The sequence below is a fragment of the Nocardioides salarius genome (genome assembly GCF_016907435.1).
GTDB classification, from domain to species: Bacteria; Actinomycetota; Actinomycetes; order Propionibacteriales; family Nocardioidaceae; genus Nocardioides; species Nocardioides salarius.
Genome location: NZ_JAFBBZ010000001.1, coordinates 1,339,617 through 1,354,572 on the forward strand (window position 1 = coordinate 1,339,617; position 14,956 = coordinate 1,354,572).

Genomic DNA, 14,956 nt, shown 5'->3' on the forward strand with positions numbered 1-14,956 from the left:
CTCACCACCGCTGCCCGCTCGTGAAGGCCTCCTGGGTGGCGCTGTCGGCCGACTGCAGCCCCCGGACGGCGCAGCGCACGTTGTCGGTGGCGCCCAGGAGCCCGGCGCTGAGCTCGGCGGCGGCCGAGGCCACCAGCGCGAGCATCTCGGTCACCAGGGGCGTCAGCTCTCCGGCGTCGACGCTGCGGGGTGCGCGACGCCCGCACTGCTCGATCGTCTCGCGTGCCTGCTCGAGGTCGCTGGTGATGGCCTCGGCGGTGGCCCACCGCAGCTCGACGCTCATCGCCGGCCCGCCAGCACCGCGCCCGGGCTGGGGCGCTTGTCGAGGTAGAGCAGGTCGTAGGGCGCCTGCTCGTGGGCGGCCTGCAGGTCTGCCACCGAGAGCAGCACCCAGGGCGAGTCGGGGCTGTAGAAGTCGGCGAGCCGGTCGAGGGCGGAGTAGACGAACAGGGCGACCCGCTCGTCGTGGGTGCGGTGCATGGCCAGGCGCTGGGTGGCGTCGGCGTGCTCGCGCGTCGGTGCGTACACGACGGGCGGCAGGGTGGGCCGGGTCTGGGTCATGTCCCCAGGCTCCCCGCGATCGCGGGCCGGCGACACCACCGATCCTCGATCTGTGGACAACCTCGGTCGGTCTCAGTCGAAGAGCGCGCGCACGTCGGCGGCGTCGACGACGCTGCCCAGGGCGCCGTCACCGTCGACGACCTGGGAGAACAGCGCGGCCTTGCGCTCCTTCAGCGCCACCACCTTCTCCTCGATCGTGTCCCGCGAGACCAGCCGGTAGACCATCACCGGTCGGGTCTGGCCGATCCGGTGGACCCGGTCGACGGCCTGCGCCTCGACGGCCGGGTTCCACCAGGGGTCGAGCACGAAGACGTAGTCGGCCTCGGTGAGGGTGAGCCCGACCCCGCCGGCCTTGAGGCTGATCAGGAACGCCGTGCTGTCGCCCTCGCGGAACCCCTCGACCACCTCGGCACGCTTGCGGGTGCGCCCGTCGAGGTAGTGGTGGCTCACGCCCTCGGCGTCGAGCCGGGCGCGTACGCGGCGCAGGAAGCCGGTGAACTGGCTGAAGACGAGGGCGCGGTGGCCCTCGGCGGCCAGCTCGAGGAGGTGGTCGACCAGCACGTCGACCTTCGCCGAGCCGATGGCCTCGTGCTCGGCCTCGACCAGCGCCGGGTCGAGGCTGAGCTGGCGCAGCCGGGTGAGGGCGCTGAGGATCGCCACCCGGTTGCGGTCGAAGTCGTCCACGAGACCGAGGATCTTCTGCCGCTCGCGGGCCAGGTGGGTGTCGTAGATCCTGCGGTGCCGGGCGCCGAGGTCGACCTGCAGCAGCTGCTCCTGCTTGGGCGGCAGGTCGGCGGCGACCAGCTCCTTGGTGCGGCGCAGCAGGAAGGGGCGCAGCCGCTGCTGGAAGCGGGCCAGCGCGGCGCCGTCCCCCTCCTTCTCGACCGGTCGCACCACGTGGTCGACGAAGCCCTTGGCCGTCGGGTAGAGACCCGGCGCCACGAGGGCCAGCAGCGACCACAGCTCCATCAGCCGGTTCTCGAACGGCGTGCCGGTGACCGCGAGCCGGAACGGCGCGTCGATGCGGCGGGCGGCCTGGTGGGTCTTGGCGAGGTGGTTCTTCACGTGCTGGGCCTCGTCGAGGACGAGCCCGCCCCAGGGCAGGGCGGCGTACTCCTCGATGTCGAGACGCAGCAGCGTGTACGTCGTCACCACGACGTCGGCGCCGTCGGCGACCTCGGCCACCGGGGTGCCGAGCTTGCGGGCCGAGGCGGTGACGGTGCGCACCACCAGTCCCGGGGTGTGCTGCGCGGCCTCGAGCGCCCAGTTGGCCACGACGCTGGTGGGCGCCACGACCAGGAACGGCGCGGCGCCGCCGGCGCGGGCGCGGGCGACGGCCGCGAGCACCTGGAGGGTCTTGCCGAGGCCCATGTCGTCGGCCAGGATGCCGCCGAGGCCGTGGTCCTGCAGGAAGGCCAGCCACCGGAACCCGTCGTGCTGGTAGTGCCGCAGCGTGGAGACCACGCCCTCGGGCTCGGGGCTGGGCAGGTCCGTCAGGTCGCGCAGCGCGTGGGCGCGGCGCACCCACTCCTGGGCGTGGGCGGGCAGCGTGTCGGTCTCGGCCAGGTCGCCGACCGCCGCCCACAGGCCCAGGTCGTGACCGCCCAGGCCGATCCGGTCGTCGCGCGTGGGCTCGCGCACCTCGGCGGCGGCCGCGACCAGGCTGCGCAGGCTCTCGAGCTCGGGAGCGGTGGCGTCGACGTGCAGCCCGCTGGGCAGCACGATGCGCTCCTCGCCGAGCGTGAGCGCCTCCAGCACCGAGGACAGCGGGATCTGCTCGCCGTCGACGCTGACGCTGACGCACAGGTCGAGCCAGTCGGTGGCTCCGCCGGCGTCTGCCGCGTCGTCGGCCTCGGCCGGGGCGTCGGCGGACGCGGGACCGAGCGTGATCTCGACCGGGCCGGTGGCCGGACGGAAGTCAGGACGCTCGACCTCCTCCACCTCGAGCCCGGCCTCCCGCAGGCGCGCCAGCTCGTCGGCGAGCTCGAGCACGCCGCTGGTCGGTACGTCGCGGTCGGCCGCCGGCGCGTCGGCGTCCAGGACGCCGTCGGAGGTCAGGCGGGCGAGCTCGGCCCGCTCGGCGGGGCGGTCGCGGACGCCGTCGAGGCGGTCGGCGGAGCCGGCGGCGCACGCCAGGTCGGTGTCGCCGACCCGGTAGCGCCACTGCCAGCGCAGCGCGGCCGCCGGGGTGCGGTCCCACTCGACGAGGAGGACCAGGCGCGGGGCCGGTGGGGCCGGGACGGTGATCGAGTCGTCGCTCGAGGTGACCGGCAGGTGCCGCGTGAGCCGGGGCAGGCGGGTGGTGACGAAGGCGTCGAGGTGCTCGGGCGGGACGGCGGTGTCGCCGGCGTTGACGAGCCTGGCCAGCGCGGGAGGGATCGGCGCCGCGAGGGGTGCCAGCAGGGCGGTGGTGTCGCGGGTGGTGGCCGTGGGCACCCGGTCGAGCAGCACCACGCCGTGGGCCTCGTCCCCGACCAGCAGCAGCTGGTCGGCCGGCCACCACCGGTCGGCGTACCGGACCCCGAAGCGGAGGCTGGCGGCGCCGGGCCCCGCCTCGTCGCGCAGCACGTCGGCGACGACCTCGACGGGCTCGTCGACCAGCTGCACGTCGGCCAGGCCCGAGCCGGGCAGCAGCGCCACGCCGGCATCGCGTGCCTGGCGCAGGCGGTGCCACAGCTGGGGTCCGAAGTCGGAGAGCGGCGGCAGGTCGGTGATGTTCCAGTACGCCGCCATCCCCATCTGGGCGCGCAGCCGGCACACGGAGGCGACGTGGGCGGGGTCGTGACGGGTGCGCCCGAGGTGGCCGCCGTGGGGGGTGAAGTCCTTCCAGGCCGCGCCGCCGCGGACCCACCGCCCGCTCGCGCCGCGGCGTACCGGGCGCATCCGGACCACCGGCGGGGCCAGGCCGGTGAAGCCACCGTGGCGCGGCAGGTGCAGGTCGAGCAGGAGCGCGAGGGCGTCCTGCCCGGCCTCCCCGCCCCGGGAGGCCTCCAGGTCGCGCAGCGCCGTGTCGAGCGCGCCGGCCCAGCCGGCGGAGCCGTCGTCGGTGGGAGTGCCGGGATCGGGGTGGTCGGTCGTCAGCGACCGGCCCAGGCAGAGCAGCAGCGCCGCGCCGTGCTTGCACTCCCAGCCGACCGGGCAGGAGCAGTCCGCGGTGACGACGGCCCGACCCCGGTCGAGCTCGATGGAGACCGACGTGCGGTAGAGCCGAGCACCGCTTCCGGCGACCTCACCATCGACCGCGAGGAACTCGCTGTCGACCACGTCGACGTCGAGCCGGAGCACCGACCCGTCCGAGGCGTACGCGCGCGCCCGCCCGACGGCTGCCGGGTCGTAGACGGAGGCCAGCCCCTCGGCGCTCAGCCAGGGCGCGAAGGCCTCGACGGCGGCGGGGGTGCGCACTGCGTCAGTCTGCCCAAACCCGCATGGTTGCAGCGAACCCGGGGCGTCGCGGGCGGGTCGTGCTCATCGGGGCGCGGGTGGCTGGAAGGCGTGGAAGTCGTCGATCCACCGACGCACGATCGTGCCTGCAGGCAGAGGCTCGGCGATCTCGTGGATCAGATCGACGGTCTCGGCCACGAGCTCGTGGTGCAGCTCCGCCGTCTCCGGGACGAGCCACCCCTGGTCGGTGAGGCTGGTGGTCACTGCGAGGCGCAGCTGGGTCTCGGTGATGTCCAGTTCTGCCACCTCCGCGGTCGTCGTCGCGCGATGGCTGGTCAGCCCACCGAAGCCGCGCCCGCAGCCGCACCCCCTCTCCGGGTACAACCGGTCCGTGTCGCAGACCATCGTGATCCAGAGCAGCTCTCCGGGGACGCAGAAGCTGTAGTCCCCCTCCACGTCGCCCTGTGTCCTGCTCGTTGCCACCAGTACCTTCATGTCGGCCTCCTGCTCAGCACGCTAGAGGCGGGCGCCGACACCTGCTCACCGGTGACCACGGGCCTGTGGACGAGGCCCAGCAGGGCTCAGACGAGCGCGGGCTCGGCCACGGGGGTCGAGGCGGCGAGACGCTCGGCGCGCTCGCGGCGCCACGCGGCCCGGGCGATGCGCCCGACGAGGAGCAGCCAGCCCACCATCAGGGCCAGGTCGAGCGCCAGCGGGAGGTCGGCGAAGGCCGCGAGGACGACGACGCTGTTGACCAGGATGATCAGTCCGCCGACCATCACGCCCATCGGGGCGTGCGGCAGCCGGCCGGCCAGGCGGGCGGCGATGGGCGCCACGATGACGCCGCCGAGGACCAGGCCGAGCACCGGAAGCCACGGGATGTCCTGGTGCGCCGCGCCGGTGATGAAGCCGAGCGAGACCGAGACGGCCACGGCGAACTCGGCGGCGTTGGTGGTGCCGACGACCTTGCGGGGCTCGTGGCTGGTGACGGTCATCAGGCTGGGCGTGACGACCGGCCCCCAGCCACCACCGCCGGTGGCGTCGACGAAGCCGCCGAGCAGCCCGATCGGGGCGAGCCAGCGCGCGGTGTGACCCGACTTGGGCGTCGGGATGATGCGCAGGCCGAAGCCGAAGCGCAGCAGGATCACCGCGCCGAAGAACAGCAGCAGCGCCGCCATCCCGCTCTTGGCGGCCGCCAGGCTGATCGAGGTCAGCACCACGGCACCGAGGAAGCCGCCGATCGCGCCCGGGATCGCCACCCGGATGAGCACGGCCTTGTCGACGTTGCCGACGTGCCAGTGGGAGAGCCCCGAGATCAGCGTCGTGGGCAGCTTGGCGGCGTGCGTCGCCGCGCTGGCGGTAGCGGGAGCGACCCCGAGCGCCAGGAGCACGGTGGCCGAGGTGACCCCGAAGCCCATCCCCAGCGTCCCGTCGACGAGCTGGGCCAAACCGCCGGCGAGGGCGAAGGCTGCGACCAACCACATGAGCGTGCTCCTAAGTACTTCAAGATGAGTGAGTAACCAAAGTAACCTAACTTTATAGAGATTACTGCATTGCTTGAATCGGCCCGGCGCGTCGCGACCGCTCGCAGGTCACGTCGAGGCGCCCGCGGGGCTGTCCGCGGCGTCGGAGACGCTCATCGGATGGAGACCTGGGTGTGTGACTTCTGCGGGCAGCGTGGCCGGAACCGGCCGGGCGAGCTGGTCGAGCAGGTGCTCTGCCCGACCTGCGGGGAGCCGGTGACGCGTGGCGGCTGAGGTCAGCGCGCGGGCTGCCAGGTCGTCGAGAGGCGTGCGGCGGCGTACACCTGCTTCACCTGGTCGTCGCTGAGGACGACCTCCTGCTTGCGCAGCCAGCGGTGCAGCTGCATCCGCGGCACGACCACCACGTCCTGCGGGGCCGCCTTGACGGTGATCTCGGAGGCGTTCACCGGGACGACCACTCCCCTCACCTCGACGGGCCAACCGCAGGCGGCCGTCAGCAGGCGTGCGGCGCGGCTCGCCTCGTGCCGTGAGTTCCGCACGTACGGGACCCGCTGGCCGTTGACCATCATCGTGTCCCCGCCGATCCAGATCTTCGCCTTCGGGTGGTGCTTGGCGTTGAGCGTGAAGACCCCGCCTGGGCCGACGACGACGTGGTCGATGTCCGAGCCGCGCTCACCGACCGGGACGGCGTGCAGGAACTTCCACCGAGGGTCCTTGCCGGCGAGCTTGGCGAGTCGCGCCGCCACCATCTCCTCACCGTCCGCACCGATGCGCCACGCTCGCTCGTCGTTGTGCACGCGCAGCACCCTGGCAAGAATCGTGCGGACCGGCGCCGCCTCCTTGGCGGCCCGCGCCTCGGCCCGCGCAGCCGCGCCGGCGCGTACGTCGGCCAGGTCGGTCGGGGCGGCCTCGGCGAGCACGGGAGCCGCGACAGCTGCGTCCTCGACCGGCTCGACGATGGCCGTAACCGGCTCCGGCGGGGCCGCGCCCTGATCCGCTCGCCACCTCGTCAGAGCCGCACGCAGCTCCTTTTTCGACTCCTCCGTCTCGGGAGAGCCGACGTCTGCCGCAAGGTCCCAGTGACCGAGTGCGGTGCCGTCCGCGCGGGCGACGTACAGCCGGTCGTGCCCGAAGCGTCGCCACCGGCGGAACTCCCAGGCTGCCGGGCTGGTGGCGTCGGCTGGTGCGGTTACAGGTTCACTCACGCCTGGGATGTCGGTCATGGTGGCGCTCATCTTTACCCACTGGGACGGCAGAGTGTGGAGGGTTGGATGAACCTGTTGCGTTCGGGGCTCCACGCTTTCTCATCGCCACGCGGCGGGGCCGTCCCGTTCAGGAGGAGGCGCGGGCCATCTGCGCCACGGCTTCCCGCGCCAGACCGGAACCTTTCGTGCTCGGCGGCGGGCGTCGCACGGCGCCGCGCGCCTCCTCGAGGTCGTGACCCAGCAGCACCGAGCAAGCGACGGCCACGCTGGGCGTGCGCTACTGAGCCGCCATGCAGTGCAGGTGCACTGATTGCCCTCGGCGTACAGCCCTCGCACGGCGCCGGCCGTGTCGTCCAGGACGAAGTCCAGGTGCGTGCCGGCGACGGGGTCCTGGGGGTCCATCGGGCCGACCTAGCGGCCTACCTCGAAGTCTCTATACACGGGACCGGACGAACCCGGCAGATGCGCTTCGAAGGGATGCCCGGAGCCGAGACGGCCGCCCTCAGTCGCTCGGCAAGCGGCGCAGCGTCAGATTCCCGTGTTTAGCTAGGCTCGTGACTGAACCTGACGGTTTCCGCCGAGCAGCGATGCAATGGCTCGAAAAGCGCCCTGATTCTCGGGTCGACTACTCCTGGGTTTCGAGCTTCGAGTACGAGGGCTCTCGCATTCCGCTCATGGACCGGCAGCGAGGCATTCGCAAACCCGCCGGTTTCGAGGCGGCGCTCGCCATTCGCACTACGTTCACTGCTGCGGGCAAACTGCCCCCCTACGTAGACGCGATCGGAGACGATGGTCTGCAACGCTACAAATATCGTGGAGACGACCCCCAGCATCCCGAGAATATTGCTCTACGTAACGCCATGAAGATGGGGCTCCCGATCATTTGGTTTGTCGGAGTCGCTCCCGGCAGCTACGAGCCCATCTTCCCTGTCTGGGTTGTCGGGGACGACCCAGAGGCGCTGCAGTTCGCTCTGGCCGTCGATGAAGGCCAAAGATTCCTCCGGCCAGACTTTGGGCTGGACGAGGACACCCGCCGCTGGGCCGAGGGTCGAACCAAGCAGCGACTTCACCAGCGCGTATTTCGATCCCAGGTCCTGCTGGCATACAACGGTCGCTGCGCGATCTGTAAGATCCGGCATGCCGAACTATTGGACGCCGCCCATATTGTCGCCGACGGCCGACCCAACGGCCATCCCGTGGTGCCCAACGGGTTAAGTTTGTGCAAAATTCATCACGCCGCGTTCGACCATCAGTTACTCGGCATCCGTCCCGATCTGACGATTCACATCCGACAAGACGTGCTTGAAGAAGTCGATGGGTGGATGCTCAAGGGGGGCATCCAGGGCGTCCATGACACTCGACTTGCGATCCTGCCGCGCAACCGCCTGGAACACCCCGACGAGCACAGACTCGAGGAGCGCTACGTCGAATTCCTCGCCGCCCCGGTCGCCTGAACTGCAACCACTAGGTCCTCTGAGGCGCGTCGGCTCCGGCGTCGATGCCACAATCATTCCCTTCACTCTGCGCGCCGATTCAGCACTCCCTTTTCCGTCACCACGTGGGGCTCACTGCCGCAGCCGCGCGAGACTGACGTCAGACCGTCGGGACGCGGTGCGGAGCCGGTGGCAGTTTGCACAGACCACATCGCACTTGCCGAGCTCGGTGATCAGTTCCTCGGCCGGACACCCGAAGTTGATCAGGGTGGCGATGTTGTGAAGCTTCTGGCCGCGGGCATGGTCCCAGTCCAAGCCCCTTGCCCACCCTGCCCACCCGCAGTCGGCGCACCCCAGTCTTAACTTCAGCCGGTCGTTGAAGTCCTGGCGGTCGAGGCGGGACTGCCAGGAAGCAGGAAGCCTCTGCGCGGTCCGCCATTTGTTCGGCCTGCGGTTCATGGTCATGAGGCGGTGACACCGAGCGCAGCGCGGATCGCACTTCGCCAGCTCGGCGCGGAGCCGCTCCAGGGCGACGCACATCTGGACCATGCGGCTGAGGTTGCCAACCTTGCTCGTGCCCGGCCGATGGTCTGGCTCAATGGCCCGGATGTCGCTGTAGCCACAATCGACACAGCCCTGCGCCTTCCAGGTATCGACCACGGCTTGGAGCCGCGCCCGTGCCTTGCGGAGGTCCTCCTGCCCCTTGACCTTGCGGCGCGCACGGGCAGCGGCCAACCCCCTCTGCCGGTAGTCCGGGTTGGCCCACCGCCGGCGGTTGCTTTCCTTGGTCTTCGCCCGACCTTCCGGGGTCTGACGCGCGGCGGCCTGACATTTGCGGCACCGGGTGGACAACCCGCTGAAACGGCGCGTCTCCCTGTTGAAGTCCACCGCTGGTCGTTCCTGCTGACAGCCCGGGCACCAGATCATGCTCGTGGGCAGGATCGCGGCCGCTGGTGGTCGGCGCCGACGGGGCGCCTTCGTCGAAGTCGGGGCAGGCTCGTGCTGGGCCATGGCGTACTTCCCGTCCCGACCCTGGGGTGTGCGCTGACCTTCCCTTTCTACCGGGCACCGCCGACAACCCTGACGAACGCCGACTGCCCCGACACCGTGAGGTGCCGGGGCAGTCGTACGGCGTCGGATCAGCTGCAGCCGGAGGTGCTGCCGCAGCCCTCACAGACGTAGCAGGAGCCGGCGGGGCGCATCTTGGTGCCGCAGGTGAAGCAGAGCGGCGAGTCGACGGCGGTGCCGGTGATCTTCTCCATCAGCTCGGCCGAGGTGTGGGCACCGGAGGTGTCGCGCTGGGCCGGGACCTCGCGCTGGTTGCTGCCGTCGGTGTCGTGGCTGGTTTCGAGACGGGCCTGGCGGCCCTCCTCAACCACCGTCTCGCCGTCGGCCTCGGGCGCCGGCGGGGTGACCAGCTCGGCGGCGCCGCCGGTCTCCTCGACGGGCTCGTAGGAGCCGGTCTCGAGGTAGCGCTGGCGCTCGTCGGCCGAGTAGATCGACAGGGCCTCGCGCTCCTCGAAGGGCAGGTAGTCCAGGGCCAGGCGGCGGAAGATGTAGTCCATGATCGACTGCGCCATCCGCACGTCGGCGTCGTCGGTGAGACCGGCGGGCTCGAAGCGCAGGTTGGTGAACTTCGAGACGTAGGTCTCCAGCGGGACGCCGTACTGCAGGCCGATGCTGACCGCGATCGAGAAGGCGTCCATCACGCCGGCCAGGGTGGAGCCCTGCTTGCCGAGCTTGAGGAAGATCTCGCCGAGCTCGCCGTCCTCGTGGGCGCCCGAGGTCATGTAGCCCTCGGCGCCACCGACGGTGAACGAGGTGGTGCGCGAGACCCGCGACTTCGGCAGGCGCTTGCGGGTGGGGGCGTAGACGACCTTCTCCACAACCTTGGTCTCCACCGCGGAGTCCGCCGCCTTGTTGGAGTCGGTGCCCTTGTTCTCGCCCTTGCCCGACGACATCGGCTGGCCGACCTTGCACGAGTCGCGGTAGCAGGCGGTCGCCTTCAGACCGAGCTTCCAGGACTGGAAGTAGATGTCCTCGATCTCCTCGACCGTGGCGGTCTCGGGGAGGTTAACGGTCTTGGAGATCGCACCGCTCAGGAACGGCTGGCAGGCCGCCATCATCCGCACGTGGCCCATCGGGGCCAGCGCGCGTGCACCCATGGCGGTGTCGAAGACCTCGTAGTGCTCGGTCTTGAGGCCGGGAGCGTCGATGACGTGGCCGTGCTCGGCGATGTGGGCGACGATCGCCTCGATCGACTCGGGCTGGTAGCCCATCTTCTTCAGCGCCCGCGGGATCGTCTGGTTGACGATCTGCATCGAACCGCCACCGACGAGCTTCTTGAACTTCACCAGCGAGAAGTCCGGCTCGATGCCGGTGGTGTCGCAGTCCATCATGAAGCCGATGGTGCCGGTCGGCGCGAGCACCGAGGCCTGGGCGTTGCGGAAGCCGTTGGTCTCGCCGAGCTTCTGCACGTCGGCCCACGCGGCGGTGGCCAGCTTGTGCACCTGCGAGTCGGCGATGTGCAGGGTGCGCACGGTGTCGTTGGCGGCCTGGTGCTTGCGCATCACGCGCTTGTGGGCGTCGGCGTTGCGGGCGTAGCCGGTGTAGGGGCCCACCACGCCGGCCAGCTGGGCCGAGCGCTTGTAGGAGACGCCGGTCATCAGCGAGGTGATGGTCGCAGCCATCGATCGGCCGCCGTCGGAGTCGTAGCCCAGGCCCATCGCCATCAGCAGCGCGCCGAGGTTGGCGTAGCCGATGCCGAGCTGGCGGTAGTCGCGGGTGGTCTGGCCGATCGGCTCGGTCGGGAAGTCGGCGAAGCAGATGGAGATGTCCATCGCGGTGATGATCACCTCGACGGCCTTCGCGAACAGCTCGGCGTCGAAGGTGTCGTCGTCCTTGAGGAACTTCAGCAGGTTCAGCGACGCCAGGTTGCACGAGGAGTTGTCGAGGCTCATGTACTCCGAGCACGGGTTCGACGCGGTGATGCGCCCCGTCTCGGGGTTGGTGTGCCAGTCGTTGATCGTGTCGTCGTACTGCAGACCCGGGTCGGCGCACTCCCACGCGGCGGTGGAGATCTTGCGGAACAGGTCGCGGGCGTCGACGGTCTCGATGACCTCGCCGGTGCCGCGCGAGCGCAGACCGAACTCGGTGCCCTCCTCGACCGCACGCATGAACTCGTCGGAGACGCGCACCGAGTTGTTGGCGTTCTGGTACTGCACCGAGGTGATGTCCTCGCCGCCCAGGTCCATGTCGAAGCCGGCGTCGCGCAGCGCGCGGATCTTGTGCTCCTCGCGCGCCTTGGTGGCGACGAACTCCTCGATGTCGGGGTGGTCGACGTCGAGCACGACCATCTTGGCCGCACGACGCGTCGCGCCACCCGACTTGATGGTGCCGGCCGAGGCGTCGGCGCCGCGCATGAAGGAGACCGGGCCCGAGGCGGTGCCGCCCGAGGAGAGCAGCTCCTTCGACGAGCGGATGCGCGAGAGGTTCAGGCCGGCGCCGGAGCCGCCCTTGAAGATGAACCCCTCCTCCTTGTACCAGTTGAGGATCGAGTCCATGGAGTCGTCGACCGAGAGGATGAAGCAGGCCGAGACCTGCTGCGGCGAGGGCGTGCCGACGTTGAACCAGACCGGGGAGTTGAAGGAGAAGTACTGGTTGACCAGCAGCCAGGTCAGCTCGTGCTCGAAGACCTCGGCGTCGGCCTTGGTCGCGAAGTAGCCGTGGTCGACACCGCCCTTGACGTACTGGGAGACCACGCGGTCGATGAGCTGCTTGAGGCTGCGCTCGCGGGCGTCGGTGCCGACCGCGCCGCGGAAGTACTTGGTGGTGACGATGGTCGAGGCGTTGACCGACCAGGTGGCGGGGAACTCCACGCCGCGCTGCTCGAAGACGGTGGCGCCGGTCTTCCAGTTGGTCTGGACGACGTCGCGGCTCTCCCAGGTCAGCTCGTCGTAGGGGTGCACCCCCTCGGTGCTGAAGACGCGCTCCATCGTCAGGCCCTTGCCCTGGCCTTTGGTCGCTGCGTCGGCGCCTGCGCCGCTCACCGTCTCGGTCATGCCGTGCTCCTCTGTGTCCCGGTCTAAGGGGTGCTCGTCTGTGGCTGTGCTGCGGGTTGCTGCTGGTCTGCTGTGGGTCTGCTGCTGGGTCGTGCTGGCGGTGTCCATGGTCGCTGCGACCACCGACATCGACTGATGCGGTGCGGGAAGAGGTGGTGCGCCCGGCAGGCAGCTTCCCCACTACCTGCCGGGCGGTCTGTGTGTCAGCCCGTGGGCTGGGGCTCGGTGTCGAGCGTGAGCCGCTCGGCACGGAGCATGGCGATCTCGTCCTCGAAGTCCGCCGCGGAGGCGAACTGGCGGTAGACGCTGGCGAAGCGCAGGTAGGCGACCTCGTCGAGCTCGCGCAGCGGCCCGAGGATGGCCAGGCCGACCTCGTGGGCCGCCACCTCGGCGGCGCCGGCCCCGCGCAGGGTGTCCTCGACGACCTGGCCCAGGCAGGCCAGCTGGTCCTCGGTGACCGGTCGGCCCTTGCACGCCTTGCGCACGCCGGCCACGGCCTTCTCGCGCACGAAGGGCTCGCTGGCCCCCGAGCGCTTCACGACGATCAGCTGCATCTGCTCGACGGTGGTGAACCGCTTCGAGCACGACGAGCAGGTACGCCGGCGGCGGATCGAGCCGCCGTCCTCGGAGACCCGCGAGTCGAGGACCCGGGTGTCGGTGGCACGGCAGTAGGGGCAGTGCATCGGGTCCTCCTCTCGGGCGCGCTGGACAACCCCCGTCGGGGGCCGGTTGGGTGTGGATATCGAGGCCGTTCCTGTGGAGAACAACCGCTCATCTGTGCAGCATCCCGCATCCGACTGTGAACTAGATGTGGATAACTACATCGGTGTAACTACTAGATGTAGTGGAACCGTACGCCCGCGACCACGAGCCGCGCAAGCCGTCCGGCGATTTCGGTGTGACCCGGATCCGTGCATCCACAAAGCCGCAGGTCAGCGCGGTGCCGACGCTGCGACCCGGTGGTCCGGACCGGCCCGCGACGCGCCCGACGCCGCCACGACGAGACCCGCGAGCCGCTCGCGGCGGCTGGGTCGCGTCCGACACAATGAGGATGTGGACGTGGAGGTGGGAGAGCAACCGGAGCAGGCCCCCACCGGCACCCCCGGCAAGCGTGCCGGATCCCGGCGCGCGGAGCGGGCGCCCCGCACCTTCCAGCCGCGACTCCTCGGCCTGGCGCTCGCCGTCACCGCGGCCGTGATCGCCTGGGGCTACCTCGTCTACGCCGCCATCGACTTCGGCACCCAGGCCCGGGGTGGCGAGTCCGCGGCGTGGTTCTTCCTGGCCCTGGCCTCGGTGGGCGCCGTGGCCTGCCTCTTCGTCGGCCTGATGCTCATCGCCAGGCTGACCCGGGCACTGGGCCTGACCCGCGACCCGGCCACTCCCCCGCCGCGCCCCGGCGGGCGGCGCGCCGCCCGCTGACCCGCCTGCCGCCGACCGGCCCGCAAACCGGTGGCGTCGCACCACGGCGGCCTGCCAGGCTCGGACCTCCGGCCGGACGAGGAGAGGACCCACCCATGCAGGTCACGCAGATCGGCACCGTCCTCGCCAGCCCCGACCCCAGCGCGGCCGGCTCCTGGCTCAGCGAGCAACTCGGCTTCGACGTCGCCGTCGACCTCGGCTGGTACGTCAGCACGCGCCACCCCGACCAGGCACTGAGCGTGGACTTCGTGCAGCACGACCACGACACCTGGGTCGAGCCCGCCCCGGGCGTGCGCGGCACCATGCTCGCGCTCGTCGTGCCCGACGTCGGCGCCGAGCACGACAGGCTGGTCGCGGCCGGGGTCCCGCTGCTCAAGCAGCTCGTGACCGAGCCCTGGGGACAGCGCCGGATGCAGGTCGCCGGACCCGACGGCCTGGTCGTCGAGCTGATCCAGCCCGTCGAGCCGGACCCGGACTGGATGGCCGCTCAGGGTCTGTCCAGCTGACTCACCGCTCGTCGACGCCCGGTCGTGCCGGGCGCTGCGCGACGACCTGCCACAGCGCGCCGAGCCGGAGGAACGGCTCCTGGTCGCACAGCGCGAGCTCGAGGCGCTCCAGCGCCGCGAAGTAGTCAGGGTCGGCCTTGAGGGTGTCGTCGGCGAGGTAGTCGTTGGCGACGCGAGCGGCGTACCGGCCGACCACCTCGAGCCCGGCGTCCACCAGGAGGCCCTCGACCTCCTCGGGAGGCACCGCCCGGGCGGTGGTGGCGAAGGTGGCCGACTCCATGTCGTCGCGCTCGAGCTGCTCGAGCGCCGCCTCCGGGCCCTCGCGCACCAGGCGGCCGAGCACCCGGGCTGCGGGGTTGGGCGCCATCACCGAGACCCGTCCGCCGGGGCGCAGCGCCCCCGCCAGACGTCGTACGTCGGCAGCGCCGGTCTCGGCGGGGCGGTAGTGCACCACGAAGTGGCACAGCACCAGGTCGAAGCCGCCGCCGACCGCGCCCAGGTCGTCGATCGACCCCTCGACGGTCACCAGCCGCTCCCCCACCCCGGCCGACTCCGCGCGCGAGCGGGCCTCGGTGAGCCAGGAGGCGGCGGGGTCCAGGACCGTCACGTGGTGACCGGCCAAGGCCAGCGCGACCGCGTCGCGGCCGTCGCCTCCGCCCACGTCGAGCACCCGCAGCCCGCCGCCGGGCCCGCCCAGCGCCTCGGCCTGGCGGCGCAGCGTCTCGCGCACCACGCTGAACCGCAGCCGGCCCCACGGCGCCTCGCACCAGGCCTGCCACTGCGCCAGTCGTTCCTCGAACACGTCGTCGTCGCGAGCCGCACCCATGCCCCCACCCTGACCGAGGCGCACCCGGACATGGCGCGAGGGGCGGGCCCACTGCGGGCCCGCCCCTCGTCTTTCCCCTG

The 14,956-nt window shown here is 71.1% G+C and carries 13 protein-coding genes; 3 read left to right on the forward strand and 10 right to left on the reverse strand.

Annotated elements, in window-relative coordinates:
• Window position 1: 1 nt before the first annotated feature.
• The 6 genes from JOE61_RS06515 to JOE61_RS22070 form a co-directional block, all read right to left on the reverse strand.
• Window positions 2–283, reverse strand: coding sequence for a hypothetical protein (locus JOE61_RS06515; RefSeq protein WP_193670105.1), 282 nt, complete (start codon window positions 281–283; stop codon window positions 2–4).
• Window positions 280–561, reverse strand: coding sequence for an SAV_915 family protein (locus tag JOE61_RS06520; protein ID WP_193670106.1), 282 nt, complete (start codon window positions 559–561; stop codon window positions 280–282). Before JOE61_RS06520 ends, JOE61_RS06515 begins: the two co-directional genes overlap by 4 nt.
• Window positions 562–633: 72 nt before the next feature.
• On the reverse strand, window positions 634–3,963 hold the full coding sequence (locus JOE61_RS06525) for a DEAD/DEAH box helicase (RefSeq protein ID WP_193670107.1): 3,330 nt from the start codon (window positions 3,961–3,963) through the stop codon (window positions 634–636).
• A gap of 63 nt (window positions 3,964–4,026) precedes the next feature.
• Window positions 4,027–4,437: a DUF7715 family protein gene (locus tag JOE61_RS06530; protein WP_193670108.1), complete on the reverse strand. Its 411-nt coding sequence runs from the start codon at window positions 4,435–4,437 to the stop codon at window positions 4,027–4,029.
• Between the two features lie 86 nt (window positions 4,438–4,523).
• Window positions 4,524–5,426, reverse strand: a complete 903-nt coding sequence (locus JOE61_RS06535; RefSeq protein ID WP_193670109.1) for a sulfite exporter TauE/SafE family protein — start codon at window positions 5,424–5,426, stop codon at window positions 4,524–4,526.
• A 275-nt stretch (window positions 5,427–5,701) separates the two neighbouring features.
• Complete coding sequence (locus JOE61_RS22070; RefSeq protein ID WP_204797166.1) at window positions 5,702–6,724, reverse strand: nuclease-related domain-containing protein; 1,023 nt, start codon at window positions 6,722–6,724, stop codon at window positions 5,702–5,704.
• 461 nt (window positions 6,725–7,185) lie between these two features.
• Between JOE61_RS22070 and JOE61_RS06545 the strand changes: the two genes are divergently transcribed.
• Window positions 7,186–8,085 (forward strand): HNH endonuclease, encoded by a 900-nt coding sequence (locus tag JOE61_RS06545; RefSeq protein ID WP_193670110.1) that lies wholly within the window; start codon window positions 7,186–7,188, stop codon window positions 8,083–8,085.
• Between the two features lie 111 nt (window positions 8,086–8,196).
• Here JOE61_RS06545 and JOE61_RS06550 read toward each other — a convergent pair whose 3' ends face one another.
• The 3 genes from JOE61_RS06550 to nrdR form a co-directional block, all read right to left on the reverse strand.
• On the reverse strand, window positions 8,197–9,075 hold the full coding sequence (locus JOE61_RS06550) for a hypothetical protein (RefSeq protein ID WP_193670111.1): 879 nt from the start codon (window positions 9,073–9,075) through the stop codon (window positions 8,197–8,199).
• 128 nt (window positions 9,076–9,203) lie between these two features.
• Window positions 9,204–12,125 (reverse strand): vitamin B12-dependent ribonucleotide reductase, encoded by a 2,922-nt coding sequence (locus tag JOE61_RS06555; RefSeq protein ID WP_193670112.1) that lies wholly within the window; start codon window positions 12,123–12,125, stop codon window positions 9,204–9,206.
• Window positions 12,126–12,328: 203 nt separating this feature from the next.
• Entirely contained in the window at window positions 12,329–12,808 is a 480-nt protein-coding gene (nrdR, locus tag JOE61_RS06560; RefSeq protein ID WP_193670113.1) for a transcriptional regulator NrdR, read from the reverse strand.
• A gap of 376 nt (window positions 12,809–13,184) precedes the next feature.
• Between nrdR and JOE61_RS06565 the strand changes: the two genes are divergently transcribed.
• Together JOE61_RS06565 and JOE61_RS06570 are read left to right on the forward strand one after the other, a co-directional pair.
• Window positions 13,185–13,544: a hypothetical protein gene (locus JOE61_RS06565; protein WP_193670114.1), complete on the forward strand. Its 360-nt coding sequence runs from the start codon at window positions 13,185–13,187 to the stop codon at window positions 13,542–13,544.
• A 95-nt stretch (window positions 13,545–13,639) separates the two neighbouring features.
• Window positions 13,640–14,050 carry a VOC family protein gene (locus JOE61_RS06570; RefSeq protein WP_193670115.1) on the forward strand — a complete coding sequence of 137 codons (411 nt, stop codon included), beginning with the start codon at window positions 13,640–13,642 and terminating at the stop codon, window positions 14,048–14,050.
• A gap of 1 nt (window position 14,051) precedes the next feature.
• Here the strand turns inward: JOE61_RS06570 and JOE61_RS06575 are convergent, their stop codons facing one another.
• Window positions 14,052–14,876 (reverse strand): methyltransferase domain-containing protein, encoded by an 825-nt coding sequence (locus JOE61_RS06575; protein ID WP_193670116.1) that lies wholly within the window; start codon window positions 14,874–14,876, stop codon window positions 14,052–14,054.
• Window positions 14,877–14,956: the final 80 nt, after the last annotated feature.

Coding starts and splice junctions, on each gene's coding strand:
- JOE61_RS06515 (WP_193670105.1), bottom strand. CDS start 283: ATGAGCGTCGAGCTGCGGTGGGCCACCGCCGAGGCCATCACCAGCGAC.
- JOE61_RS06520 (WP_193670106.1), bottom strand. CDS start 561: ATGACCCAGACCCGGCCCACCCTGCCGCCCGTCGTGTACGCACCGACG.
- JOE61_RS06530 (WP_193670108.1), bottom strand. CDS start 4,437: ATGAAGGTACTGGTGGCAACGAGCAGGACACAGGGCGACGTGGAGGGG.
- JOE61_RS06535 (WP_193670109.1), bottom strand. CDS start 5,426: ATGTGGTTGGTCGCAGCCTTCGCCCTCGCCGGCGGTTTGGCCCAGCTC.
- JOE61_RS06550 (WP_193670111.1), bottom strand. CDS start 9,075: ATGGCCCAGCACGAGCCTGCCCCGACTTCGACGAAGGCGCCCCGTCGG.
- JOE61_RS06555 (WP_193670112.1), bottom strand. CDS start 12,125: ATGACCGAGACGGTGAGCGGCGCAGGCGCCGACGCAGCGACCAAAGGC.
- nrdR (WP_193670113.1), bottom strand. CDS start 12,808: ATGCACTGCCCCTACTGCCGTGCCACCGACACCCGGGTCCTCGACTCG.
- JOE61_RS06570 (WP_193670115.1), top strand. CDS start 13,640: ATGCAGGTCACGCAGATCGGCACCGTCCTCGCCAGCCCCGACCCCAGC.
- JOE61_RS06575 (WP_193670116.1), bottom strand. CDS start 14,876: ATGGGTGCGGCTCGCGACGACGACGTGTTCGAGGAACGACTGGCGCAG.